The sequence below is a fragment of the Primorskyibacter marinus genome (genome assembly GCF_003313245.1).
GTDB lineage: Bacteria > Pseudomonadota > Alphaproteobacteria > Rhodobacterales > Rhodobacteraceae > Primorskyibacter > Primorskyibacter marinus.
Genome location: NZ_QJSD01000002.1, coordinates 108,006 through 131,878 on the forward strand (window position 1 = coordinate 108,006; position 23,873 = coordinate 131,878).

General features: G+C 60.4%; 20 protein-coding genes. 8 read left to right on the forward strand and 12 right to left on the reverse strand.

All coding sequences use genetic code 11. The features are described from left to right. Nucleotides 1-4: 4 nt before the first annotated feature. The 9 genes from hslV to regB form a co-directional block, all read right to left on the reverse strand. Nucleotides 5-574, reverse strand: a complete 570-nt coding sequence (gene hslV / locus DMZ65_RS04475; protein WP_116597719.1) for an ATP-dependent protease subunit HslV — start codon at nt 572-574, stop codon at nt 5-7. A 143-nt stretch (nt 575-717) separates the two neighbouring features. Beyond that, a complete protein-coding gene (gene trxA / locus DMZ65_RS04480) occupies nt 718-1,038 on the reverse strand; it encodes a thioredoxin (RefSeq protein ID WP_116597720.1) in 321 nt (106 codons plus the stop codon). Nucleotides 1,039-1,109: 71 nt separating this feature from the next. Beyond that, complete coding sequence (gene addA, locus DMZ65_RS04485; RefSeq protein ID WP_116597721.1) at nt 1,110-4,499, reverse strand: double-strand break repair helicase AddA; 3,390 nt, start codon at nt 4,497-4,499, stop codon at nt 1,110-1,112. Next, a complete protein-coding gene (gene addB / locus DMZ65_RS04490; RefSeq protein WP_116597722.1) occupies nt 4,496-7,426 on the reverse strand; it encodes a double-strand break repair protein AddB in 2,931 nt (976 codons plus the stop codon). Before addB ends, addA begins: the two co-directional genes overlap by 4 nt. Further along, nucleotides 7,419-8,078: a nucleotidyltransferase family protein gene (locus DMZ65_RS04495; RefSeq protein WP_116597723.1), complete on the reverse strand. Its 660-nt coding sequence runs from the start codon at nt 8,076-8,078 to the stop codon at nt 7,419-7,421. The genes addB and DMZ65_RS04495 overlap by 8 nt, the downstream gene beginning before the upstream one ends. Continuing rightward, nucleotides 8,078-9,076: an aminoglycoside phosphotransferase family protein gene (locus tag DMZ65_RS04500; RefSeq protein ID WP_116597724.1), complete on the reverse strand. Its 999-nt coding sequence runs from the start codon at nt 9,074-9,076 to the stop codon at nt 8,078-8,080. The genes DMZ65_RS04495 and DMZ65_RS04500 overlap by 1 nt, the downstream gene beginning before the upstream one ends. Then, on the reverse strand, nt 9,073-9,546 hold the full coding sequence (gene tsaE, locus DMZ65_RS04505) for a tRNA (adenosine(37)-N6)-threonylcarbamoyltransferase complex ATPase subunit type 1 TsaE (RefSeq protein WP_116597725.1): 474 nt from the start codon (nt 9,544-9,546) through the stop codon (nt 9,073-9,075). The genes DMZ65_RS04500 and tsaE overlap by 4 nt, the downstream gene beginning before the upstream one ends. Before the next feature lie 40 nt (nt 9,547-9,586). Then, a complete protein-coding gene (locus tag DMZ65_RS04510) occupies nt 9,587-11,101 on the reverse strand; it encodes a PAS-domain containing protein (protein WP_116597726.1) in 1,515 nt (504 codons plus the stop codon). 81 nt (nt 11,102-11,182) lie between these two features. After that, nucleotides 11,183-12,580: a sensor histidine kinase RegB gene (regB, locus tag DMZ65_RS04515; protein ID WP_116597727.1), complete on the reverse strand. Its 1,398-nt coding sequence runs from the start codon at nt 12,578-12,580 to the stop codon at nt 11,183-11,185. Between the two features lie 107 nt (nt 12,581-12,687). Here regB and DMZ65_RS04520 point away from each other — a divergent pair, with 107 nt between their 5' ends. Both DMZ65_RS04520 and DMZ65_RS04525 read left to right on the forward strand, forming a co-directional pair. Further along, on the forward strand, nt 12,688-13,308 hold the full coding sequence (locus DMZ65_RS04520) for an SCO family protein (RefSeq protein WP_116597728.1): 621 nt from the start codon (nt 12,688-12,690) through the stop codon (nt 13,306-13,308). A 77-nt stretch (nt 13,309-13,385) separates the two neighbouring features. Then, nucleotides 13,386-13,940 carry an ActR/PrrA/RegA family redox response regulator transcription factor gene (locus DMZ65_RS04525; RefSeq protein WP_116597729.1) on the forward strand — a complete coding sequence of 185 codons (555 nt, stop codon included), beginning with the start codon at nt 13,386-13,388 and terminating at the stop codon, nt 13,938-13,940. 40 nt (nt 13,941-13,980) lie between these two features. Here the strand turns inward: DMZ65_RS04525 and DMZ65_RS04530 are convergent, their stop codons facing one another. The 3 genes from DMZ65_RS04530 to DMZ65_RS04540 form a co-directional block, all read right to left on the reverse strand. Further along, nucleotides 13,981-14,448 carry a GNAT family N-acetyltransferase gene (locus DMZ65_RS04530; RefSeq protein WP_116597730.1) on the reverse strand — a complete coding sequence of 156 codons (468 nt, stop codon included), beginning with the start codon at nt 14,446-14,448 and terminating at the stop codon, nt 13,981-13,983. Then, nucleotides 14,445-15,041, reverse strand: a complete 597-nt coding sequence (locus DMZ65_RS04535) for an HD domain-containing protein (protein ID WP_116597731.1) — start codon at nt 15,039-15,041, stop codon at nt 14,445-14,447. The genes DMZ65_RS04530 and DMZ65_RS04535 overlap by 4 nt, the downstream gene beginning before the upstream one ends. 102 nt (nt 15,042-15,143) lie before the next feature. Next, entirely contained in the window at nt 15,144-15,851 is a 708-nt protein-coding gene (locus DMZ65_RS04540) for an FkbM family methyltransferase (protein ID WP_116597732.1), read from the reverse strand. Nucleotides 15,852-15,981: 130 nt separating this feature from the next. On the opposite strand from DMZ65_RS04540, the gene ahcY reads away from it, so the two are divergent. The 6 genes from ahcY (at nt 15,982) to DMZ65_RS04570 (ending at nt 23,724) form a co-directional block, all read left to right on the forward strand. Then, nucleotides 15,982-17,376, forward strand: a complete 1,395-nt coding sequence (gene ahcY, locus DMZ65_RS04545; protein WP_116597733.1) for an adenosylhomocysteinase — start codon at nt 15,982-15,984, stop codon at nt 17,374-17,376. 470 nt (nt 17,377-17,846) lie between these two features. Next, the gene (locus DMZ65_RS04550) at nt 17,847-18,188 is read left to right on the forward strand and encodes a DUF2853 family protein (RefSeq protein ID WP_116597734.1); all 342 of its coding nucleotides are present in this window, start codon (nt 17,847-17,849) and stop codon (nt 18,186-18,188) included. Nucleotides 18,189-18,696: 508 nt separating this feature from the next. Next, nucleotides 18,697-20,037 carry an aspartate aminotransferase family protein gene (locus DMZ65_RS04555; protein ID WP_116597735.1) on the forward strand — a complete coding sequence of 447 codons (1,341 nt, stop codon included), beginning with the start codon at nt 18,697-18,699 and terminating at the stop codon, nt 20,035-20,037. 465 nt (nt 20,038-20,502) lie between these two features. Further along, entirely contained in the window at nt 20,503-21,507 is a 1,005-nt protein-coding gene (locus tag DMZ65_RS04560) for a DctP family TRAP transporter solute-binding subunit (RefSeq protein WP_116597736.1), read from the forward strand. Between the two features lie 145 nt (nt 21,508-21,652). Then, nucleotides 21,653-22,342 carry a TRAP transporter small permease gene (locus DMZ65_RS04565; protein ID WP_116597737.1) on the forward strand — a complete coding sequence of 230 codons (690 nt, stop codon included), beginning with the start codon at nt 21,653-21,655 and terminating at the stop codon, nt 22,340-22,342. A 5-nt stretch (nt 22,343-22,347) separates the two neighbouring features. Then, a complete protein-coding gene (locus DMZ65_RS04570; RefSeq protein WP_116597738.1) occupies nt 22,348-23,724 on the forward strand; it encodes a TRAP transporter large permease in 1,377 nt (458 codons plus the stop codon). Nucleotides 23,725-23,873 lie beyond the last annotated feature (149 nt).

Genomic DNA, 23,873 nt, shown 5'->3' on the forward strand with positions numbered 1-23,873 from the left:
CCACTCAGGAGGCGTCGTTGCCGTCGATGGTTTCGACCGTGAGGTTTCCATTGGTGTAGACGCAAATATCCGCAGCAATGGCCATTGCCCGGCGCGCAATACTTTCAGCGTCAAGTTCGGTATCCATCAGCGCCCGGCCAGCGGCGAGCGCGTAATTGCCGCCAGAGCCGATCGCCGTGACATCATGTTCGGGCTCCAGCACGTCGCCCGCGCCGGTGATCACATACAGATCCGTGCCGTCGGTGACGATCAGCATCGCTTCGAGTTTTTGCAGGTATTTGTCGGTGCGCCAATCCTTGGCAAGTTCGACACTGGCGCGCTGAAGCTGGCCGGGCGTTGCCTCAAGTTTGGTTTCCAGTCGTTCCAGCAGCGTAAAGGCGTCGGCGGTGGATCCGGCAAAGCCGGCAACCACATCGTAGCCGCCCGGCGAAATCCGGCGCACCTTGCGGGCGGTGCCCTTGATCACTGTCTGGCCCAGGCTGACCTGTCCGTCGCCTGCAATCACCACGCGGCCGCCTTTGCGCACACCGATAATTGTGGTGCCGTGCCAACCGGGAAAGTCGTTTTCTGCCATGTGGTGCCTCCGTTTCCTTCCCGGCGTATATGGCGGGCGGGGTGGCGGGGTGCAAGGGCAGGCGCGTTTGCGCAGCTTGCAACCCCCAGCAAAAAGGGCACCGCGAGGGGTGCCCTTTCGATGTCTGTGGGTCGGACCGGCGCTTAGATCGATTCCTTGATCCAGCTTTCCAGCGCAGCTTTCGGCGCGGCACCTGCGCGGTTGGACACCACCTGACCGTCCTTGAAAATGAACAGCGCAGGGATGCCGCGCACGCCCATCGCTGCTGCGGAATTGGGGTTCTGGTCGACATCGACCTTGGCCACCTTGATCTGTCCATCCATCTCGGCGGACAGCTCTTCAAGGGCCGGGCCGATCTGCTTGCAAGGACCGCACCATTCGGCCCAGAAATCGACCACAACGGGGATATTGGAATTTTTCACTTCGGCGTCGAACGTGTCGTCGGTCACTGCCACGGTAGCCATTGGGGTTCTCCTAAAGAGATTCGAGGGGGGTTCATCTTGGGCATGAAACCTAGGAAGCCCGGCGCACGCCGTCAAGATGTGGCGGTCATGGACAGGGCGACACTCACCATATCGTTAGGTAACGCCATGTAGTGGGGCACCGCCGTCCATAATATGCCGGTTTCAATCTGGTGGTTGGGGTAGATCTCTTCAAGGGCTGCCGCGTAGGCACCCATCTGTCGTAGCAGGCCATCGGGGCAGTTTTCCGGGCTGTCGGGAACGGTGCGGTTGGTCTTGAAATCCACGGCGGTGATCTTTTGCGGGGTGATAATCAGCCTGTCGATGACTCCGTGGATGCGCCGACCGCCAAGCGCGTGCAGGGTTGCGGTGATCGGCACTTCGGCAAGCGTGCCCTCGCCGAAAAAATGCGCCAGTTCGGGGGTGTCCAGCAGGTACAGCGCCTCTTGCACCAGCCGACTGCGCTGTTCGGGCAAGAGAACCTCACCGGTGCGCGCCAGCAACCTGTCGGCGCGGGCAGCACGAAGATCCCTAGCCACGACCGGCAGGTGTTCCAGCAACAAATGCAAGGCGGACCCCAGCGCCTTGGCCGTTTCCTCGTCCAGCCCAGCCTCACCGGGCAGCGCCTTGGCACCGCCCAGATCAGACGGGCTAAGGGTTTCGGCGGGGGGGGTGACCAGCGGGGCCGGCTGGGACATGAATGAAGGCAGTGCCGCCGTTTCACTGACGGCGGGTGCCGGCGAAATCGGCGGAGGGCTTTCCCAATCGCCGGTCTGCATGCGCAATCCCGGTCCGGAGCCCAGTTCGCCAAAATCAAACCCGTGCGGGTCTGCGCCTGCATTCTCCATGCCGACGCGCACCCGGTCATGCCACGCTTCGCCATCCTTGCCCAATGCGCCGGCCGCAGCGACGATCAGCCACTTTTCGGCACGGGTCATGGCGACATACAGCAACCGGTCGCGTTCGTTGCGTTGCGCGGCGCGCTCTGCCTCCTGCGCTTCGGATTGCACGGCCGGGCTTTGTGCCGCAATCGCGGGCCAGATCACCGTATCGGCACATTTCAGCAAGCCTCGGGATGCTTTCTGGATACGCTGGCCGCTATCGGGCAGCATCACTATGGGGGCTTCCAGCCCTTTTGCGCCATGCACGGTCATCACCCGGATGCGTTTGCCCGCGCTGTCGGCCTGCCGCTTGATGACGAAATCGTCGGTCTGCATCCATTGCAGGAACCCGGTCAGGCTGGGAATATCCGACTGCTCATAGCCAAGCGCCTGGGACAGCAGCGCGTTGATACCATCCTCGGCCTCTTCCCCCAGCCGGGCCAAAAGTTTGCGGCGGCCGTCATGCCGGGTCAGGATACGTTCGATAAGGTCGTAGGGCCGCAGGAAATCGGTCTTGCCCATAAGGTCGTTCAGAACGGTCCAGACCTGCGGGAATTCATCACGGCGCTTGCGCAATGCGGCCCACAGAAACGGGCCGTCGCGACGATGCGCCAGATCAAAGACCTGCTGTTCCGTCCAGCCGAACAGCGGGGATTTCAGCGCCTCTGCAAGCGATAGGCTGTCCTCGGGCGTTGCCAGAACCTTGAGCACGGCCGCCAGATCGCGCACCGCCAATTCCGCCCCGACCTTGAGCCTGTCGGCACCGGCAATCGGCAGACCGCCGGCCTTGCAGGCGCGGATGATCTCCTGGAACAACGGCCCGCGCCGCTGCACAAGGATCAGAAAGTCGCCGGCATGGATCTGGCGCGTCTGATATTGCCCGGTATTGCCGATTTCTTCCGCGATGGGCTGGCCGATCTGGTCACGGATGAAGCCGGCAATGCGCCCTGCCAGCGTTACGGTGTGGTGCCGCGTGCCGGGACGGTCCAGCGGTTCATACCAAGGCGTTTCGTCCTTTTCGCTGTTGCGTTCGACCACCGGCCACAAATCCACCCGCCCTGGCATGTTGGACTTGAACGCGCGGTGCGCGGCCTCTTCGTCAAAGCCTGCGTCGTTGCGAGTTTCGAAGGTTTTGTCCACCAACTCAAGCACCGGGGTGGCGGAGCGGAAAGAGTATTGCAGGGTCAGGTTTTGCAGCGGCGTGGGCGACGTGGCAAGGCGCTCTTCGAACTCGTCGCGCATCCGGTCGAATTCGCGCGGGTCAGCGCCCTGGAACGAATAGATGGATTGCTTGCGATCGCCCACCACGAAAACGGTGCGGATGTGATCCGACCGCGCGCTGACGCCTGCGGTAAATTCCTGTGCCAATCGTTCGATGATCTGCCACTGCACCGGGCTGGTATCCTGCGCCTCATCGACAAGGATATGGTCGATGCCGCCATCCAGCTTGTACAGCACCCATGCCGCTACTTTCGGGTCGTTCAGAAGGGCACGGGCCTTGAAGATCAGATCGTCAAAGTCGAGCCAGCCCTTGCGTTGTTTTGCAGCGTCGAATTTGGGCAGGAACAGTGCCGCAAACCGGTGCAATGCATGCGTTTTTTCCGCTGCGAGCAGGGCAAGACGTTCTTCGCGGGCGCTTTCGACCCGGCGCATCAGATCCTCCAGCCAGGGCATCAGATGAGGGATGGATTTTTGCAGCCCCTTGGTCGGAAAGGTGCCGATCTTTGCCGTGAAGGGTTCTTTGGCTGTGGCACCGGTCAGGAACGCCGATTCCAGTGCCGGCAATGCGTCAAATTCCGGACGGTCGATCGCGGCAAGCGGCCCGACGGCCCGAAGATCCTGCGGGCCGCTGCCCCGGAGTGCAGGCACCAGTTCCGCCAGCAATTCCACCTCGCCGCCCAGAAAAACCGTTTGCGCGATACTACTGCGCGACGTTTCGGGAACAAGACCGTAAAGCGCCTTGATCTCGGGTTCGGCAAGTGGGTGCGACAAGGCCGTTCGGTGCTGCAAAATGTCCTTTGTCAGACTTTCCAGATCATCATCGGAGGAAAAATGCCAGGCGGCGGCGGTGACTTCGGCAGGATGAGAAAGCGCCAGCGCATCGACCACTTCGGCCTGAAGCAGGACGGCGGCGCGATCCTCCATTTCCTTGAATTGCGGGCTGATGCCGGCCTCCAGCGGGAACCGCCGCAAAAGCGCCGCGCAGAAGGAATGAATGGTCTGGATGCGCAACCCACCCGGCGTTTCGATCGCGCGGGCAAACAAGGTCCGCGCCTGTTGCAGAAACTCTTCGTCCAGCGCGGATTCGACGCCAAGCTGGTCCAGTTCGGAACTTAGCGCCGCATCGTCCAGCATCGCCCATTCACCCAGCCGCCGAAACAGCCGGTTCTGCATCTCGCTTGCGGCCGCTTTGGTGTAGGTCAGGCACAGAATATGCGAGGGCGACACTTTGTTGAGCAGCAACCGTGCTACACGGTCGGTCAGCACGCGGGTCTTGCCCGACCCTGCATTGGCCGAAAGCCAGGTGGATTGCGAAGGATGCGCGGCGCGGACCTGCGCCTCTGTCGCGTCGTCCCGGATCATTCCAGCACCTCGCGGGCGGCATCATCCGCGCCGTCCCATTCGCCAAACCGCGAAAGCTGATCATAGTTTGAAACGTGCTTGTCCTCCTGCATCGCGCGGCGGGCGGTAAATCCTTGCTCGGCCTGCTGATATGCGGCGATAAGCGCGGTGAACTCCTCCCAAATCTTTTCGGGCGGTTCCTTGTCCAGTGGGGCGGGAACCTCTTTGGGTGGGGCGGTCAGCCCGATATAAAGCGCCTGCGCGACCTCTGCGGCGGGCAGGCCCTCGAACGCGCCCTGAGTGGCCATCGCGGCCTCCAGCAGCAGTTGTTTGTCGAATTTCGCCTGTTCAGACGGGCTGGGCGGCGTGCCGGTCTTATAGTCGAAAATGTGCAATCTTCCCTCATCGTCGCGATCAATGCGGTCGGCCATGGCCGTCAGGGTGAACCCCAGCATCGGGATCTCTGCCCGCGCACGCGTCTCATGCGCGACCGGCGTTGCGGCACCTTGCCTGAGTGCCTCATTCGACACGAAACCACCTGCGGCCTTGTCAAGCCGCGCCTGCCAGATCCGTCTGGTCGAGGGCCAGGGCACATCGCCATCCAGCCTTTCGCGCGCAATGGCGGACAGGTGCTGCGGGGTCAGCAGCGACGGGTTCGCGGTGACGTCGCGCACAAAATGTTCGATCACGCTGTGTAACAGGATGCCGCGCAGCAAAGCATCCGGCGCGCGCTGCAAAGGATCAAGCGGTCGCAGCCGCAAGACATGACGGGCATAGATCGCATAAGGATCGCGGATAAGCCGTTTGATCTCGGTGACGGAGAGCTGTTTCGGGCGCGCCTCAACCGGAGGGCAGGGCGACGGGCGCAGGGCCGGGGCAACGGGTTCGGTCGCCTCCAATGCGCGCGCATGGGCCAGCCATTCTGCGCCACGGCCCTGCATTTGGCGCAGCGCTTTTGGCCCGTTGCGGCCCGGCAGGCCGTTCATCAGGTTGGTCAGTCGGTTCAGCCATCGACCGGCCACCGTTTCGGCGTCATCCGATCGCAAGGAGCGGGTCATCCAGACCTCGGGTGCGGCAACAGCCTGCTGGAAATCATGCGCGGCAAGGCCGATCCGCCTTTCGGGCAGCAACAGTCCCGCATCATGCCGCATCTTGCGGTTCAGCCACGGATCAGCGCCGGGCAGTTCCGGCCAACTGCCTTCGTTCAGCCCGCCAAGGATCATCAGATCCGCGCCTTGCACCCGCGCCTCCAGCGTGCCCCAGATCAGGATATGCGGATGCGGCGCATCCCGATCGCGCAACGGTTCCGCCGAAACCAGCACGCCGGAAACAAGCGAGTCGTAATCGGCCGCGTCCATCTCGCCGCCATGGGTCGCCTCGGCGGCGATCTGCTGCATCGCGGCTTTTGCAGAACGGCCGGCCGCCTGATCCCACAGGATGCCGCTGCCGGTGACGTTCGGCCCGGCACAGATCGCCTCGGCCCGCGCGAGATGGGTGTCTGCCCAGTCCGACAGGGGGCGCTTACCCTTTAGTGGATCGACCATGAAGCAGGCAGCCATCCAGCCAAGCCATTCCGCAGCGTCCTGTTTGTCTGCCCAACCCTGCAATGCCTCGACCGTCGGGAAAGGGATGCCCTGCCGACGGATGTAAAGCTCCAGCTCGCGGGTCAGGATCAGGTGCCGATTGCGGTCCTGCCCGCTATGGGTCAGCGGATGTTTCAGAAGTGTCAAAAGAGTTTCGGCGGTGCAGGGACGCTGAAAAAGGTCCAGCACATGCCGCAGGAAGCGGCCCGGCGGGGTCAGTTGCAAAGGCGTGCCCGCGCTGTCATCCGGCACGATGTCCCAGCGATCCAAGGCCGAAGTCACTTGACGGGTCAGCATCCGATCCGGCGTGATCAGTGCTGCGGTTTGACCGTCCTCTGCTGCCCTTCGCAGACGCATGGCGATGGCCAGCGCCTCATCGCGGCGGGTTGGTGCCTCCAGCAAGGTCACATCTTTGGTGGCGACCGTAAGATCCGGCAGGTTCGGCCCGTCCGTCAGCCATTGATCGGTGACCGGCGCAGGCCGCAGCGCAAGCGATACCAGACGATTTCGGTCCGTTGAGGGGGGCGGCGTGTCCGACCAGGGCTGCACTTGCGCGGGGTGCAGCTCCATCTGCTGCATCAACCGGGCGAAGCGATATTGGGGGTGATCCTCGCTGGTCAGCCCGTCGGTCAGCGCGTCCCAGACATGATCCGGCGTGTCATAGTCGAAGCCCGGCAGAACCACCGCGCCTTGCGGGAGCCGCGCCACGGCCCGCATCAACAGTGCCGTGGTGCCACGCGACCCGGTGGAGCCTGCAAGGATCACCGGATGATCGGGCGGCGACAGTTCCCAATCGCGGATCAGCCGAAGCGTTGCCAGCCGTTGCCAGGCCGCAGTGTCTGGCGACTCTGCATCCTCGTCGAAATAGGCTTGCACGATGCTGATAAAGCTTTGCGCGCGCTCCCAATGGCCGCTGAGATCAGACACATCCAGCGCGGAGATGGCGGATGGTGGCACGCCCTCGCCCTGCATCTCATCCATCAGCGCGGCAAGGCTGTCGGCAAGGTCGAACAGGGCCGTGCGCGGCGCAAGATCGGGTTGCTGGTCCAGCAGTCGGGCGATGAGTTGCGACAGCTCCAGCCTGCGCCGCAGGGCGGGCACTGGATCGGGCAGGTCGGGCATGTCCGCGGCGCTTGCCAGCGATGTCAGAAGACGCACGCGCGGCAAAAGCCGTGGGGGACCAGCATCAAAAATATCCCGGATCCGGCGGGACATGCGGCGGGTGTTTACGATCAGCTCGACCTGCGCCCAAGCCTCTGGCGGGGCATCAGCCATCCGCGTGCTCAGCCCGTCGATCAGGGCCGCCGGGAAGTCCACGCCGGGCGCAAGGCCAAAGAGACGTGGGGCAGGTGTGTCGCTAAACATGCAGCATATCCTCGGCCAGGGTGATGCCTTCGGGGTGGCCGACATCGCACCATTTACCATCATAGGGCAGCCCGTAAAGCCGCCCGTCAGCCGCGATCCGGTTCCACAGAAGGTTCAGCGAAAAGGCCGGATCTGGAATGTCCTGAAGCCCGTCCGTCCGGATAATCTGTACCCCGCTATAGACCAGCCCCGGACCGCGTTGCAGGCGGCCATCCGGTGCAATTGTGAAATCTCCATCGCCCTTGTGCCCGACAGCATTTTGCAATGGCACACACAGCAGCAGCGCATCCATGACCTTGGGTCGCCAGGCGTTTGCCAGCAACTGAAACGGATTCGGGCCGCGCCAGACCGCATCGGTATTCGTGGTGAAAACCGGATTGGATTGCAGCAACGGCAGCGCCTGCCGCAACCCGCCGCCCGTGTCGAGGATAGCGGGCGTCTCTTCGCTGAACAGAACATCGGTTGATGCCAGATGCGCGCGCAGAAGCTCTGACAGGTAGTGCAGGTTGACGACGCGGCGCAGATCCGGAAACGGCTTGGTCAGGTCCAGCGCATGGTCGATCAGCGCGCGACCTGCGACCTTGATCAGCGGTTTCGGGCGGTTTCGGGTCAAGTCCTTCATCCGCGTGCCAAAGCCCGCGGCGAAGATCATCACGGCTTGCGGGTCGGACACTGCGATTTCAGCCTTTCCAGAACGGCGGTTTCAGGAGGCGGCAGAAGCGGCGCAAGATGCCGCGCCAGATCTGCAAGCGCCGGATGCGCGAGGTTGGTTTGCAAATGTCCCCAGACGCGGGGGATCAGGTCGATGTAATGCGGCTTGCCCGTACCGATGCAAAGCCTCGTAAACACGCCAAGAATACGCAGGTTTCTTTGCGCACCCAGAACAGCGGCGGCGGCGGTGAATTGATCCGGGTCATGGCCGGTAAGTTCTAGGAAATAGGTTGTCGTGTCAGCGACGACAGAGGCAGGCACATCCCGGCGCGCGTCCTGTAAAAGTGACATGAGATCATAGGGTGCATGGCCCAGCATGGCGTCCTGAAAATCCAGAAGGCCGGCGCGTGCGCTACCCATGCGGTCCGGCAACCAAAGCAGATTTTCGGCGTGATAGTCCCGCAGGATCATCGCCGAGGGTGCGCCTGCATGGGCGTGCAACGCCTCCCTCATGGCATTGATCGCCGCAGATTTCGCATCAACCGCCACGGCTCGACCCGCATGTGCGGCATACCAATCGAAGGCGAGGTCGGTGGCCTGCGCCAGCATATCCGGCGTGGCGCCCGGCAGGTTGGCCGGAGGGGACAGGCGGTGGATCTGTGCCAAGACTTCGGCGGCGGTGCGGTATAGAAGCGGTTCCAGCGATGGGTTGTCTTCTGCCAGACGCGCAAACAGCGCATCGCCGAGATCTTCCAGCAGAAGCAAACCATTATCCGTGTCGGCGGCCAAGATGCGCGGTGCGCTCAGACCATTTTCGACCAGAAATTCCGAGAGGGTCTGAAACAGCAGCGTGTCACCCGCCGGGTCAATCATCAAGACTGCACTGCGCGCGCCATCGGTCAGACGCATGTAAGTGCGCGACGAGGCGTCACCGGCCAGCGGCACCCGGTCAGCGTCAGCCCAGCCCGACCGTGACAGAAAGTCATCCGGCGAAGTCATCCGGCTATTCCCTCAAGCCGGGATTGCCATTTCGCGTCGTGCCAATTCAATGACACTTCGCGGGCGTCTTCCAGAGCGGATTCGGAGAACCGGATGGTCAGCGCGTTTTCCGGCGTCAGCGAACCAAGCCTGTCGGGCCATTCGATCAGGCAGATCGCGGTTTCAAAAGCCTCTTCAAGACCCAGCTCGATGCTCTGCGCGGGGTCGGATAGACGGTACAGGTCGCAGTGCCAGATTTCGCCGGACATGCTGTCATAAACCTGCACAAGCGTGAATGTGGGCGAGGGAATGTCTTCAGGCTCTGTCAGCAACGACTGGATCAGCTGGCGCGCGAAAAAGGTCTTGCCTGCGCCGATACCACCTTCCAGCAGCACGCTGTCACCGGGTTGCAGCCGGGTGCCAAGAGCCTGCGCAAAGGCACAGGTCGCCTGTTCAGAATTTATGTGAAAGGTCGTTGATCCGCGTGACATGCGGCGACATTAACGCCCGTGCCTGCGGCTGCAAGCTGGTTCAGGCGCTCTGGGTGTCCAATTGCCGTATGGGCAGCGTCGGCGTTTCGCAGGCAAAGCTGACAAGCGTTGATCCGCCCGATACAGGGGTTATCTGACAAAGAATCTGACCGCCATTCCTGTGCGTTACTCGCATTTCCCAGGCCGCCCTGTCATGGCCCTGCACCACAAAATCCCTCAATTCGCCCCACATGGGTGATGGTTGACAAAGCTCTTGCCAATGACGCGTAGCATCGACGACCGTCATCTCGGCAAAGCTGCTATCGGGATCGGATTGCCAAAGCGTTCGGTACGCAGCATTGGAGAAGGTCAGGACGCCATTTTGTGAAAAGATCGCGATCGCGTCGTCCAGCGTGTCGATCACACATTGGCTGAGCTCAAGCTCTGACCGGAACCGGCGCGTCAACGAAATCTCGGCACTGATATCTTCGAACAAAAAGGCAATCGCGCCGTCGGGATGCGGCCGTCCGGTGACTTTGTAGGTCAGCCCCGAGGCAAGCGACCAGGTTTCGGAATAGCGGTCATCACTGGCGGCTGCGACAAGGTCCGCCATCTGCTCGCGCCAGCTGTTGTAGTTCTTGGGCTCCGGCATCATCCGGCCTTCGCGAAGCCGGTCGAAGAACGACAGCAGGTTTGGTCGGCCGGAAAGAAATTCTGCCGAAAGCTGCGTCAGGTCGATCAATGCCGGGTTGAAAAGCGCAAGCTGGCGATTGCGGTCGAAAATGGCGAGACCGATGGGCAGGTAGGCAAAGGTCTTTGTCAGGGTCTGGACAAAGTTGCGCTGTGCGATCTCTGCGCGCACCACAGCCGTTACGTCGATCCCGAAATGCAGCCATGACGCCCCGTGCTGCGCAGATGTGATATCGAACCACCGTTGTGCATCGCCGCGCGCGGATGTCAGGCAGGTGCGCCGGGTGCGCATATGCTCTAACCCGTTGGACGGCATCTCGAAAATAGGCGCGCCGGGCTGATAGCTTTCGACGCTCGCGGTCAGGGTGTCATAGGCTTTGTTGCTCCAGTCCGTGCGATTGGTGCTGTCGCTTTTCCAAATTGGATTGGGTGCCGTCCCCAAGGCGACACGCAGCAGGTCCAGTTCGGACTGAGCGCTGCGTAATTGATGCAGATCGGCCGAGCTGGCCGGTCGGTCGCACAGCGTCAGGCGCATCCGGCTGCCGATTTTATCAACCTCGATATAGCCGTCATCGTCGGGCTTGGCTGAGGAAAAAAGCTGCCGTTCACGGGGTACATGATCGGGCAGCGAAGGAAAGCGTGCCCGCAAACTGGCGACAAGACCCTGCCAAGTGACGTTTTTGCCCGCCATCAGATCTCGAGTCTCGGCCGTTGCGTCGACGATCATGCCGTCTTTGAGCAAGACCGAAATGGCGGGTTCAACATCCTGACGGGGATGGGGTCGTCCAGCCGGGCGATCGCTGCCGCGCGCCAAAACGAATAGCAGAATGATCGCGGCAATCGCTGCGGCAGTACACACCACCAGGAAGTCATACGTTTCGATCATGCCGGTCCAGCTTTGCTGTCAGATTCGGATATGCCGAGATTTCCTTAACAGCGTTAATAACCCCTTAATCGGAACAGTGCCCTAAACTTCAATCAAGGTGTTTTCGCCGATCGGGTGTCCTGACTTTCCCAGTTCCGTGACAATCTTGTTGCGGGGCCAAACCACCTCGACGATGGCACCGCACCTTTCGGACGTCATTGATTTCGGTAAAAACCCGTCCGACCCGTTGGCAAAATTCAGCTGCGCGCCGGTACGCTCCAGCAGAGTCTTGGCGATGAACAAGCCCAACCCCATGCCTTCGTATTCCGGACGCGCCTTGCGGTCACGATCCGTCCGGCGGTTGCGCACAAAAGGATCACCGATCCGCCCGAGTAGGTTCGGAGGATACCCGCGCCCGTCGTCGATGATCCGAATGGTGATTTTTGCTTCCGTCCATGTCGACTCGATCCAGACGGTAGTGCGGGAAAAATCCACGGCGTTCTGCACGAGGTTGCGCAGCCCGTGAATGATTTCCGGACGGCGCAGGATGTTGGGTTGTTCCGCCTCGCCACCCGGTCCGGGGCCTTCCTCGACAATGATTTTCTTACCGCGGTTTTCATGCGGTTCTGCCGCTTCCATGATGACCTGCACCAGCGGTGCCTGGCGCATGTGCAAATCTTCTTTGCCAGCGCGTCCCATCGAACGAAGGATGTCGCGACAGCGGTCGGCCTGCTCGCGGATCAGGCGGGCGTCTTCCTGCAACTCGGGTTGGTCATGCAGGTCTTCCATCAGCTCTGCCGAGGTCAGTTTTATCGTGGCCAGCGGTGTGCCAAGCTCATGCGCGGCCGCCGCGACCACGCCGCCAAGGTCGTTCAATTTCTGCGCGCGGGACAAGGCCATTTGCGTCGCGGCCAAAGCGTCGTCCATGGAGTGCATTTCGTTGGCGATACGGCGGGAATAGATCGACAGAAACAGCAGCGCGATGGTGATTGCGACCCAGTTTCCGTACAGAAACGTGTCCGGAACGCGCAGGATGAAGCCTTCTTCGGTCCGCAGCGGCAGGTGAAACCGGATCAGCAGCGACATCAGCACAAACGCGGTGATCCCCAGCAATGCAGTGGATCGCAGAGTCAGCACGGAGGCCGAAACCGTGACCGGCCCCAACACAAGCAGGGAGAACGGATTGTTCAGTCCGCCGGTCAGATACAGCAGAAAGGACAGTTGCAGCACATCAAACAGCACCATCAGAAAGTTCTCGGTCTCGCTGAGGCGCTTGTTTTCCGGAAAGACAAAAACCGCGATCAGGTTGCCGATAACAGAGACACCGACCGCCATAAAGCACAGGCCAAGCTCCAGCGTCAGATTGAACATGCGCTGGGCCACGAAGATCGCCACCAACTGCCCGATAATGGCAATCCAGCGGATCAGGATCATCGTGCGCAGACGGATCCAGTTGCCCCGGTTGCGGCCGCCGGCAAAAGGGGATTCAGAGGTGTTCATCTGCGGCCATTCGTTCCCTTGCAATCAATAAGCCAATTGTTAGGTGTGACCGGGTTCCGGATCAACTGGGTTCGGCGTAAAACACCTTGGTCCCCGGAGTACATAAAATGAAGAAGACCACTGTCCTTGCCGCTACTGCCGTAGGCGTCTTGTTGCTTGCCGGCGGGGTTTATTTCGCGACTACCAGCGGGTCTGATGATCGCTTTGCGCAGTGCCGTGCCTCCCAGGTTGCCGGCGGCGCGGGTCAGCTTGGCGGTCCGTTCACTCTGGTCGACGACACGGGCGCAACAGTCAGCGACACGGATGTGATCACAGAGCCGTCCTTGCTGTATTTCGGATATACATTCTGCCCGGATGTCTGTCCGCTGGATGTTGCGCGTAACGCCGAAGCGGTGGATATCCTGCAAGAACGTGGCGAGTCTGTGACGCCGGTCTTCATCTCGATTGACCCCAAGCGCGACACACCCGAAGTCGTTGGCGAGTTCGCGTCGAACATGCATGAGCGGATGATCGGGCTGACGGGATCCGAAGAGCAGGTCAAAGCCGCAAGCCAAGCCTACCGCACTTACTACAAGGCGCATGAGGACGGCAGCGACTATTACCTCGTGGATCACTCCACCTTCAGCTACCTGGTCTTGCCGGAATATGGATTTGTCGAATATTTCCGCCGCGATCTTGGCCCCGAGGATATGGCCGACCGGATTGCCTGCTTTGTGAACAACGCGTAATTGCATATGGTTTGACCGCCCCTTGACCTCGGGATAGGTATATTCGGACAACCGCACATCGTCCGAAGGAGAGTCGAGTGGCAGAACGCAAGCTACAGGATTTGGGAGAGGACAAGAGCCTCCTTCTTCTGGATGATGACGAGGCGTTTCTCAGGCGTCTGGCAAAGGCGATGGAAAAACGCGGGTTCGAGGTTGAGATCGCCGGTTCTGTAGCAGCGGGCAAGGCCATCGCGACGGCCCGCCCGCCCGCCTATGCGGTTTGCGATCTGCGGCTTGAGGACGGCAACGGGCTGGACGTGGTCGAGGTGCTGCGCGAGAAGCGGCCCGATTGCAAGGTCGTGGTGTTGACCGGCTATGGCGCGATTGCGACGGCGGTGGCCGCGGTGAAGATCGGGGCGACGGACTATCTGTCAAAGCCCGCCGATGCGACCGACATCACAAATGCACTGCTGGCCAATGACGACGACCTGCCACCCCCACCGGAAAACCCGATGAGCGCGGACCGGGTGCGTTGGGAGCATATCCAGCGTGTCTATGAGCTGTGCGACCGAAATGTTTCTGAAACGGCGCGCCGGTTGAACATGCACCGCCGGACTTTGCAGCGGATCCTTGCAAAGCGGTCCCCACGCTGAACCGGGTGTGGTCTGCCGCGTACGGTTGCGGCCCGACTGATCAGAGCGTGAAGCGTTTCATAATGCGCGGCGCGACGGGCGCGTCGTCCCAGGTTTTCCAATCCTCGAAACCCCGACTGCCGTAATAGGCCAATCCGCCAGTATTGTCGGCGCGAATGACCGCCGCGATATAGCGGTATCCCAGACCCCGCGCCGCGTGTTCGGTTGCGGAAAACAGCGCCGAACCGATGCCTGTGCCGCTCAGGCCTGTGCGAACAAAGGTGGCAATGTCGCAGGTGTCGGCCGGAAGCCCTGAATGCGGCTCGATCCACTGAAAGCCAAGCAGGCCGGTGTCATCTTCTGCGACGTGCCATGCATTGCGCCCGATATGCCGCGACCGCCAGTCGCACAGATCGCGCGAGGTCACTTCGGTGGTCAAGGCCGTGCTGTCGCCGGCGTGGATCAAAGGGTTGAGAATGGCGACCATTCCGGCCTCGTCCCCGTCGCGGGCGGCGCGAACAGCCGTCATGTCATCGCCCCGAGCAACGTCGCATGGCGATGCATGAACTCTGCCCGCGTCACTGCCGGTGGACGCAGCCGAATGGACAGATCGCGGATCAACCCCGGCTCAGGAGCGCCGAACAGGCGGTCCGCCTCGCTGCGCGAGAACCCGGCAATCTGAATGGCCTCCATCCACGCGCTGACCTTGTCGGCCTTCTTGATCAGTTTCTTGACCTTCACCGGGATCGTGGCGGGCAGGCCAAAGCGGATATGGATAGCCCCGGCCAACCGTTCGTCCAACGCACCGTAGCCCGGCCCGACCGCAGCCTTTACCGGCGAGATCATGTCCCCGATTACATATTCCGGCGCATCATGCAGCAGCGCGGCAAGCTGCCATTTCGCAGGCTCGTCCGGACAGATGCGGGTGAACAGCGTCTCGACCAGCAGCGAATGTTCGGCGACCGAATAGGCATGATCGCCACGCGTCTGGCCGTTCCAGCGGGCAACAAAGGCAAGCCCGTGTGCGATGTCCTCGATCTCGATATCGACGGGGGTGGGGTCCAGCAAGTCGAGCCTGCGCCCCGATAGCATTCGTTGCCATGCGCGTGGTTGTTTGGCCATCTCGCTTTCCTGATAAATCTGTGGCCCCTGAGTATGACGTCCGGTTTTCTGTGTAAATGCCGGGAACGTCGCGCAGGCCGCCGGAGTTTCCGGGGCCAGAGCCTAATTCAGGGTGACCGGTGTTGTCGCGTAGACAAAATTGCCGTGCAACTTTCCGATCTGTGTATAGTTCAAACCGCGAAATGTTCGGCTGATCCACTGCGCTTGGCCAAGATATTCGAGGATCAGGATCGGTTGCCAGCGGTGGATCAGGTGCCACGCGCCTTTCAGCGCCTGTTTCTCATGACCTTCGACATCCAGTTGCAGGATCGACAGCTTGCGGTCCAGCGGCACGACGTAGTCCAGCATCACCGCCTTGACCGGCTCGACGCCCGGACCATCCTCGGTCACGCATTTGCTCATCCCGCCCAATGAGCGCCCGTCCGCATCGCAGGTCTGAAACAAGACTTCGCCGTCACGACTGGAAAGTGCGGCATTGGTCAGCGTGACATTCGACAATCCGTTCATCGCCACGGTCTGGCGGGCGCAATGATGGTTGGCAGGGTTGGGTTCAAACGCCCATAGCCGCGATTCAGGGGCCAGAGCGGTGGACAGCGCCGGAATGAAGTCGCCGAAAAACGCGCCGGCATGGATGATGTCGCCATCACCTGCATGTTTGCGCATGAAGCGCAGCGTGTCGGGCTCATACAACTCGCCGGACAGGACGGCGCGTGATGCGGGGCGATGCTCCAGCCCGTCGGGGACGCAATAACAGCCAAATTCATTCCGGGGGACATCATTGACAGAGGCCGAAGCCTGATCGTTTGACATGTTTGAATTCCTGCCCTGACGTGGCCGCGTCACGCGGGCCTTGATCGTCGGAACCCTGATCTACGTTGCCCGAGAAATCAAGGGATGCTAGGGGCGTGGCAAACCTATCGGGAATTTCTGGAGAGCTGGCATGGCCACCGACTATATTGTCAAAGACATCAATCTTGCTGACTACGGGCGCAAGGAACTGAACATCGCCGAGACCGAGATGCCGGGCCTGATGGCGTTGCGCAAGGAATATGGCGAGTCCAAGCCGCTGAAAGGCGCGCGGATTGCCGGCAGCCTGCACATGACCATCCAGACCGCTGTACTGATCGAAACGCTGGTGGCGCTGGGCGCGGATGTGCGCTGGGCGTCCTGCAACATCTTCTCGACGCAGGATCACGCGGCAGCCGCCATTGCGCAAACCGGCACGCCGGTATTCGCCATCAAGGGCGAAACGCTGGAGGAATACTGGGACTACGCCGATCGCATCTTTATGTTCGAAGAGGGCGGGGCCAACCTGATCCTCGACGATGGCGGCGATGCCACGTTGTATATCCTGATCGGTGCGCGTGTCGAAGAAGGCGAAGAAGACCTGATCGCGACCCCGACATCCGAGGAAGAAGTCGCGCTGTTTGCCCAGATCCGCAAGCGGATCAAGGAAAGCCCCGGCTGGTTCGTCAAGCAGCGCCACATGTTGAAAGGTGTCAGCGAAGAGACCACAACAGGCGTGCATCGTCTGTACAAGATGATGGAGAAGGGTCACCTGCCTTTCCCGGCGATCAACGTCAATGACAGCGTTACAAAGTCGAAATTCGACAACAAATATGGCTGCAAGGAATCGCTGGTTGACGGTATCCGCCGCGCCACCGACACGATGATGGCCGGCAAGGTTGCCGTGGTCTGCGGCTACGGCGATGTGGGCAAAGGCTCTGCCGCCAGCCTGCGCGGCGCGGGCGCGCGCGTGAAGGTGACCGAGGTAGACCCGATCTGCGCGCTTCAGGCCGCGATGGACGGGTTCGAGGTTGTGTTGCTGGAAGACGAGGTCGCCAAGGCCGATATTTTCATCACCACCACCGGCAACAAGGACGTGATCCGCATCGAGCATATGCGCGAGATGAAGGACATGGCGATCGTCGGCAACATCGGCCATTTCGACAACGAGATCCAGATTGCCAACCTGAAAAACCACAAATGGACCAACATCAAGGATCAGGTCGATATGATCGAGATGCCCTCGGGCAACCGCATCATCCTGCTGTCCGAAGGCCGTTTGCTGAACCTTGGCAACGCCACCGGCCACCCGTCCTTCGTGATGTCGGCAAGCTTCACCAATCAGGTTCTGGCGCAGATCGAATTGTGGACCAGGGGCGACGCCTACAAGAACGAAGTCTATGTACTGCCCAAGCATCTGGACGAAAAGGTGGCGCGTCTGCATCTCGACCGGATTGGCGTGAAGCTGACAAAGCTGGATGACGAGCAGGCCGCCTATATCGGTGTAGGAGCTGACGGTCCGTTCAAGCCCGACCATTACCGCTACTGATCCGGAGCCGCGCCTTGTCGCAATTGGGGGATGTTCGGCCTTCGATTTGCGGAGCAAGAATTGCGGGCATTGCCCGTGGCGCACGGTTGCAGGCCATCGACCAGGGTGGCCTGCTACTGTTGTCCCTGCATGGGAATTCGGCTGTTTCGGTGGTCCGGCGTGGTGCCAGCCGAAGCCTGTTGTCCTATTGGCGGGGTCGTCTATCGCCGTTGCTTGCTTGGGGCCTCGTGTCTTTGAGCATCAGCGCGCGACAACAAGCGTGTAAAGGCGCAAAGCCGTGGCAAATGTCGCCGGATCATCTGACGCGGCCCCGTTTACCTGCGAGGTGACGCAAGGGTGACTTTCCGCTCAGGGGAAAATCCGTCCGGCTTTGCCATTGTCATACCAACATTTCCCGTTAACCTGTCGCCTGTGCTGAAACTGGGACAAGTCAAGCCAGGCACGAGACCTGACATTATTGGGAGAATACTATGGGACGACGCGACGAATTGATCGAGAAATATGCTGACGATCTGAGGACCAAATGCGGCATGGATCCTGATATGGACCTGCTTCGCAAAGTGACGATTGCCTGCGGACCGGCCATTTACAACGCCGACGCGTCGACAGTGGCGGGAAGCCAGCCAGACGAGCTTGAGACCGTCAAGAAGAATTTTCTGATGAAGAAGTTGGGCTTGCCTGATGGGGCGGAACTGGACGATGCGATCAAGTCTGTGATTGAGACGTACGGGCAGTCCGAGCGCAACAAGTATCGCGCCGTGATTTATTACATGCTGACCAAACATTTCCGCAAGGAATCCGTTTACGGCTGAGGCCGACTGGGGGCATGGCATCATGTCCCCGACTGATAAAGTACGCCAAAACGAGCTAAATTTTAGCTACAAGACGTTTGCCCCAAGCCGACGCTTGGGGTAGTCTCTATTTGTCTGGCTAGTATGGCTGGAACCTAATTCAGTTCGCGTGTGGTGTGTAGGGAGCACGTGGGGTGACGGAGGGTTCTGGCGCTATGTCCTGAACCCTCCGTTTTTATTTGTGGTACATCTTTTGGTGTCCGTCGCCTGTTGCATGCGTCATCGGAGTCACCACTTGCGTTGCCCGATCTAAAGTCGCGAAATGACCGTGTTGCATCCGCGCTGGGGACCGTTGACGCCGAAGCCTCCGATACCCGGTGCCGGTGAACATTATTGCCACAGAGCGGCTGGGTTCCCTCATGTGGCGACATGACATCTTTAAATTTGCCTCACTGGCGGCAGAAATATCCCTTATCCTGTTGTCGCGGCTTTGGTCGCCGCGCTGCGTTTTCCTTAAAAGGCCCCTGTCATGAGCCAGACCCGAAGCCACATTTTTCCCCGCCATTGCCACGCCAGCCTGCCAACGGCCGTAGGAGGTGACGGATGTTATCTGATCGACGCTGACGGCAAGCGTTACTTTGACGGGTCGGGTGGCGCGGCGGTGTCCTGTCTCGGCCACTCAAACGCGCGGGTGCGCGACGCGATCAAGGCGCAGGTCGATCAGTTGGCTTTTGCGCATACCGGCTTTTTCACCTCTGATCCGGCAGAGCAGTTGGCCGACCTGTTGATCGCAAACGCGCCGGGCGAGTTGGACCGGGTCTATTTCGTCTCGGGCGGTTCGGAGGCCGTGGAAAGTGCGATCAAGTTGGCCCGGCAGTATCATGTCGAGAATGGCGAACCTCAGCGGCGGCACCTGATTGCCCGGCGGCAAAGCTATCACGGCAATACCATTGGCGCGCTCTCCGCCGGCGGCAACGCGTGGCGGCGTCAGCAGTTTGCGCCGCTGCTGCTTGATATGAGCCATATCGCGCCCTGCTACGAATATGCCGAAGCCGCCGAAGGCGAAACGCCCGAGGCCTACGGCCAGCGCGTCGCCAACGAGCTTGAGGCCGAGATCCAGCGGCTTGGCGAAGACAGTGTCATTGCTTTCATCGCCGAACCGGTCGTCGGCGCGACGCTGGGCGCGGTGCCGTCGGTGCCGGGCTATTTCAAACGGGTGAGAGAGATTTGTGACCGCTATGGCGTCTTGCTGATCCTGGACGAGGTGATGTGCGGCATGGGCCGCACCGGGCATCTTTTTGCCTGTGATGCAGATGATGTTGCGCCCGATATTCTGTGTATCGCCAAAGGGCTGGGCGCGGGGTATCAGCCGATCGGCGCGATGCTGTGCTCTCGCGAGATCTACGACACGATCGCGCAAGGCACGGGGTTTTTCCAGCACGGACACACTTATATCGGTCATCCGGTCGCGGCAGCGGCGGGGCTTGCGGTTGTCTCGGAGCTGCTGGAGCGTGACTTGGTGCCACAGGTGCAGGCACGCGGCGCTTATCTGCAATCCGCGCTGACAGCGCGGTTCGCCCAACACGTCCATATTGGTGACATTCGCGGTCGTGGGCTGTTTCGGGGGCTGGAATTTGTCGCGGAGCGAGAGACAAAGGCACCTTTTGATCCGGCCTTGGGCCTCGCGGGCAAGCTCAAGAAAGCGGCCTTTGCCGAAGGTCTGATCTGCTATCCGATGCCGGGCACGCGGGACGGACGCCATGGCGATCACGTCCTTCTTGCGCCTCCCTTCATCGCGACCGAGGCCGAGCTGGACGAAATGGTGGATCGCCTGTCGCGTGCCGTTGACACAGTGATGGCTGACATTTGATCTGCGATGATGCGGCGGTGTGGCGTGAGGTCAGCGGAGGGACGACGTACGCCGCTCGGGCTGTCGCCCATCGCCCCGCCCGCCATCCCGCAAAAGGGCGCGCAGATTGAAGAATACCATGAGGGGGCCGCTTGGGCCCAGGGCACTTTGGCCGGGTTGAGCTGATTTTGAGTGCCGAATCGTTCGAGTGACCACGGTCGCTCTGCGGTAGAAGGCATGCCCGGTTTTTCGTATTGTGCGCGCCGCAGGCTGTATGGAAGGCAGTGTTGAGGAGAGGGGGGTTCAAAACTCCGAATCCGCGGTTTTGGCTGCAAGCCGATGATACAATTAATAAAATTTATAGACCTTAGATGATTGTCACGAAAACTTGAGTGCGATGCGCCGTTTCTATTGACTGGCGTCACCGCATCGCGTGGTTTTGTGAGGCTATAAAAAAAGAAAATCAGCATCTCGGGAGGAGACCACATGAAAAGATTTCTGGTGAGCGCGGCGATTGCGACCGCTTTGACAGCCACGGCGCAAACAGCGGTTGCAGCCTGTGATGATGGCGAGATTGTCATCAAGTTCAGCCATGTCACCAATTCTGACAAGCACCCCAAGGGGATTGCAGCCAGTCTGTTGATGGAGCGCGTGAACGAAGAGATGGATGGCAAGGCCTGCATGGAGGTCTTCCCGAACTCGACGCTTTATAATGACGATCAGGTGCTTGAGGCGATGCTTCAGGGCGACGTGCAGTTGGCCGCACCGTCGCTGTCGAAATTCGAACAGTTCACCAAAGTGTTCCGGATTTTCGATCTGCCTTTCATGTTCAAGAACATCAACGCCGTGGACGAGTTTCAGAACTCTGAAACAGGGCAGGCGATGAAGGAATCGATGTCTCGTCGTGGGTTGGTGGGTCTTGGATTCTGGCATAACGGCATGAAGCAGATGTCTGCGAGCAAGCCTTTGATCTTGCCCGGCGATGCGGCCGGGCTGAAATTCCGCGTGCAGCAATCGGACGTGTTGAAGGCGCAATTCGAGGCGCTGGACGCCAGCCCGCAACCGATGGCGTTTTCCGAAGTGTATGGTGCGCTGCAAACCGGTGTTGTCGATGGGCAGGAAAACACCTGGTCGAATATCTATGGGCAGAAGTTCTTTGAGGTACAGGACGGCACCACCGAGACCAATCACGGAGTGCTTGACTATATGCTCGTGACATCCATCGATTGGTGGGAAAGCCTGCCGGATGACGTCCGTGATCAGCTTGCGACCATCGTTGATGAGGTAACAACGGAACGGAACGCGGCCGTGAACGAAGTCGACATGGAGGCCCGTCAGGCCGTGGTTGATGCGGGCGGTGTCATCCGCGAGTTGGATGAGGATCAGCGCCAGGCCTGGGTCGATGCGATGAAGCCGGTCTGGGAGCAGTTCACAGCCGATGTCGGGCAGGAGAACATCGACGCTGCGCAAGAGATCAACGCCAAGCATTGATCCATCGTCACGACCTGTCCCCGCATATGACGTGCAGGGGCAGGCACCTTCAAGCGATAGGGGCGGAAAGGGCAGCTTTCCGGTCTGCGGCCCTTCAGGGGTGGTGGAGCCCGACTCCAACCAGACATATTTCGGAAGGGGAAACATGTCCGCTCACTATCAACCGCAAACGGCGCTTGGCCGTTTCGTGAACGAGATCGAGGAGACCGCGATTGCGCTTATCCTTGGCATAATGACGATCATCACATTCGTTAACGTCGTGCTGCGCTACGGCTTCAACACCGGGTTGGTCTGGGGGTTGGAGGCCGTGACGTTCCTGTTTGCATGGCTGGTGCTTTTCGGGGTCAGTTACGCCGTGAAGGTGACGGCCCATCTGGGCGTGGATGCGGTGATTAACCTGTTATCGCCCGCCACCCGCCTTGTTCTGGCGCTGCTCGCTGGTGCGCTTTGTGTTATCTACGCGGCGCTGCTGATGAAAGGTGCCTGGGATTACTGGGCCAATTTTGCCAACCTGCCACAGACCACGGGGCGCTGGTTCCCGACCGGGCTGGAGGAAATGAAGCGCACATCCTATCGCGGCTGGTACGAGGTGGTGGACATACGCTTTCCCGAATGGCTTCGCTGGATTGAGCCGATCATGAACGAGGGGGAGCATTACGAGAAACTGCCCCGCTTCATCCCCTATGTCATGCTGCCCTTCGGCATGGCGCTGCTGTTGTTTCGGTACATACAAGCCACCATTCGCCTTGCGACCGGCCGCTCCAAAAGCCTGATTGTCAGCCATGAGGCCGAAGACGCCATCGACGACGTCGCCCACATGAACCGCGAGGGCTGATCGCCATGGAAGTTATCTCACTTTTTGTCATGGTTATCGGTCTGATGCTGATCGGCGTGCCGATTGCCGTCAGTCTCGGCCTGTCATCCATCGTCTTCCTGCTGGTATTAAGCGATACGTCGCTGGCGTCCATCGCACAGACCTTCTTTCAGGCGATGGCCGGGCATTACACCCTGCTGGCGATCCCGTTTTTTATTCTTGCCTCCAGCTTCATGTCCACTGGCGGCGTGGCGAAGCGCATCATCCGGTTTTCCATTGCAATCGTCGGGCATCTGCCCGGCGGTCTGGCCATCGCCGGGGTTTTTGCCTGCATGCTTTTCGCGGCTTTGTCGGGGTCTTCGCCGGCGACGGTTGTGGCCATCGGGTCGATCGTGATCGCGGGCATGCGGCAGGTGGGCTATTCCAAGGACTTTGCCGCCGGTGTCATCGCCAATGCGGGCACGCTGGGCATCCTGATTCCGCCCTCCATCGTGATGGTGGTTTATGCGTCGGCCACGGATGTCTCTGTCGGGCGCATGTTTCTGGCCGGGGTGATACCGGGGCTGATGGCGGGCACGATGCTGATGCTGACGATTTTCATCATCGCGGTCGTCAGGAAACTGCCGAAAGGCGAATGGAAAGGCTGGGGAGAGGTGTTCCGCGCGGGTCGCGAAGCAGGCTGGGGTCTGTTCCTGATCGTCATCATCCTTGGCGGCATCTATGGGGGTATCTTCACCCCGACCGAGGCGGCGGCGGTGGCGGCCGTTTATGCGTTCTTCATTGCCAGTTTCGTTTACCGGGACATGGGGCCGCTGTCGCGCCCCGAGGGTCAGCGCAACCTGACCCTATTGGACAGGCCGATTGCGCTGATCACAGTGTTCTTCCACCGCGACACCCGTGATACGCTGTTCGAGGCTGGCAAACTGACGGTGATGTTGATGTTCATCATCGCCAACGCCCTGATCCTGAAACACGTCCTGACCGACGAGCAGATTCCGCAACAAATTGCCGGGGCGATGCTGTCTGCGGGCTTCGGCGCGGTGATGTTTCTGGTGATCGTGAACGTGATCCTGCTGATTGGCGGCCAGTTCATGGAGCCGTCGGGCCTGATCGTCATCGTCGCCCCGCTGGTCTTTCCCATTGCGATTCAGTTGGGCATCGACCCGATCCATCTGGGCATCATCATGGTGGTCAACATGGAGATCGGGATGATCACGCCGCCTGTCGGTCTGAACCTGTTCGTCACATCCGGCGTGGCCGGGATGCCGATGATGCGGGTCGTGCGTGCGTCGCTTCCGTTTCTGGCGGTGCTGTTCGTCTTCCTGATCATGGTGACCTACATCCCGATCCTGTCGACTTGGTTGCCGACAACCTTCATGGGGCCGGAGATCATCACCAACTAGATGCGACAAACCCGAACGCATCATTCGGTTTAAGAAGCATATCGGCCTTCCGGCTTTTCGAGCCGAGAGGGGCCGGACGCCAACGCAGATATATCGTGTCAAAACTGGCTGCATTTCATCGTCTGCTTGGACGAAACTTGTTTTGGAGT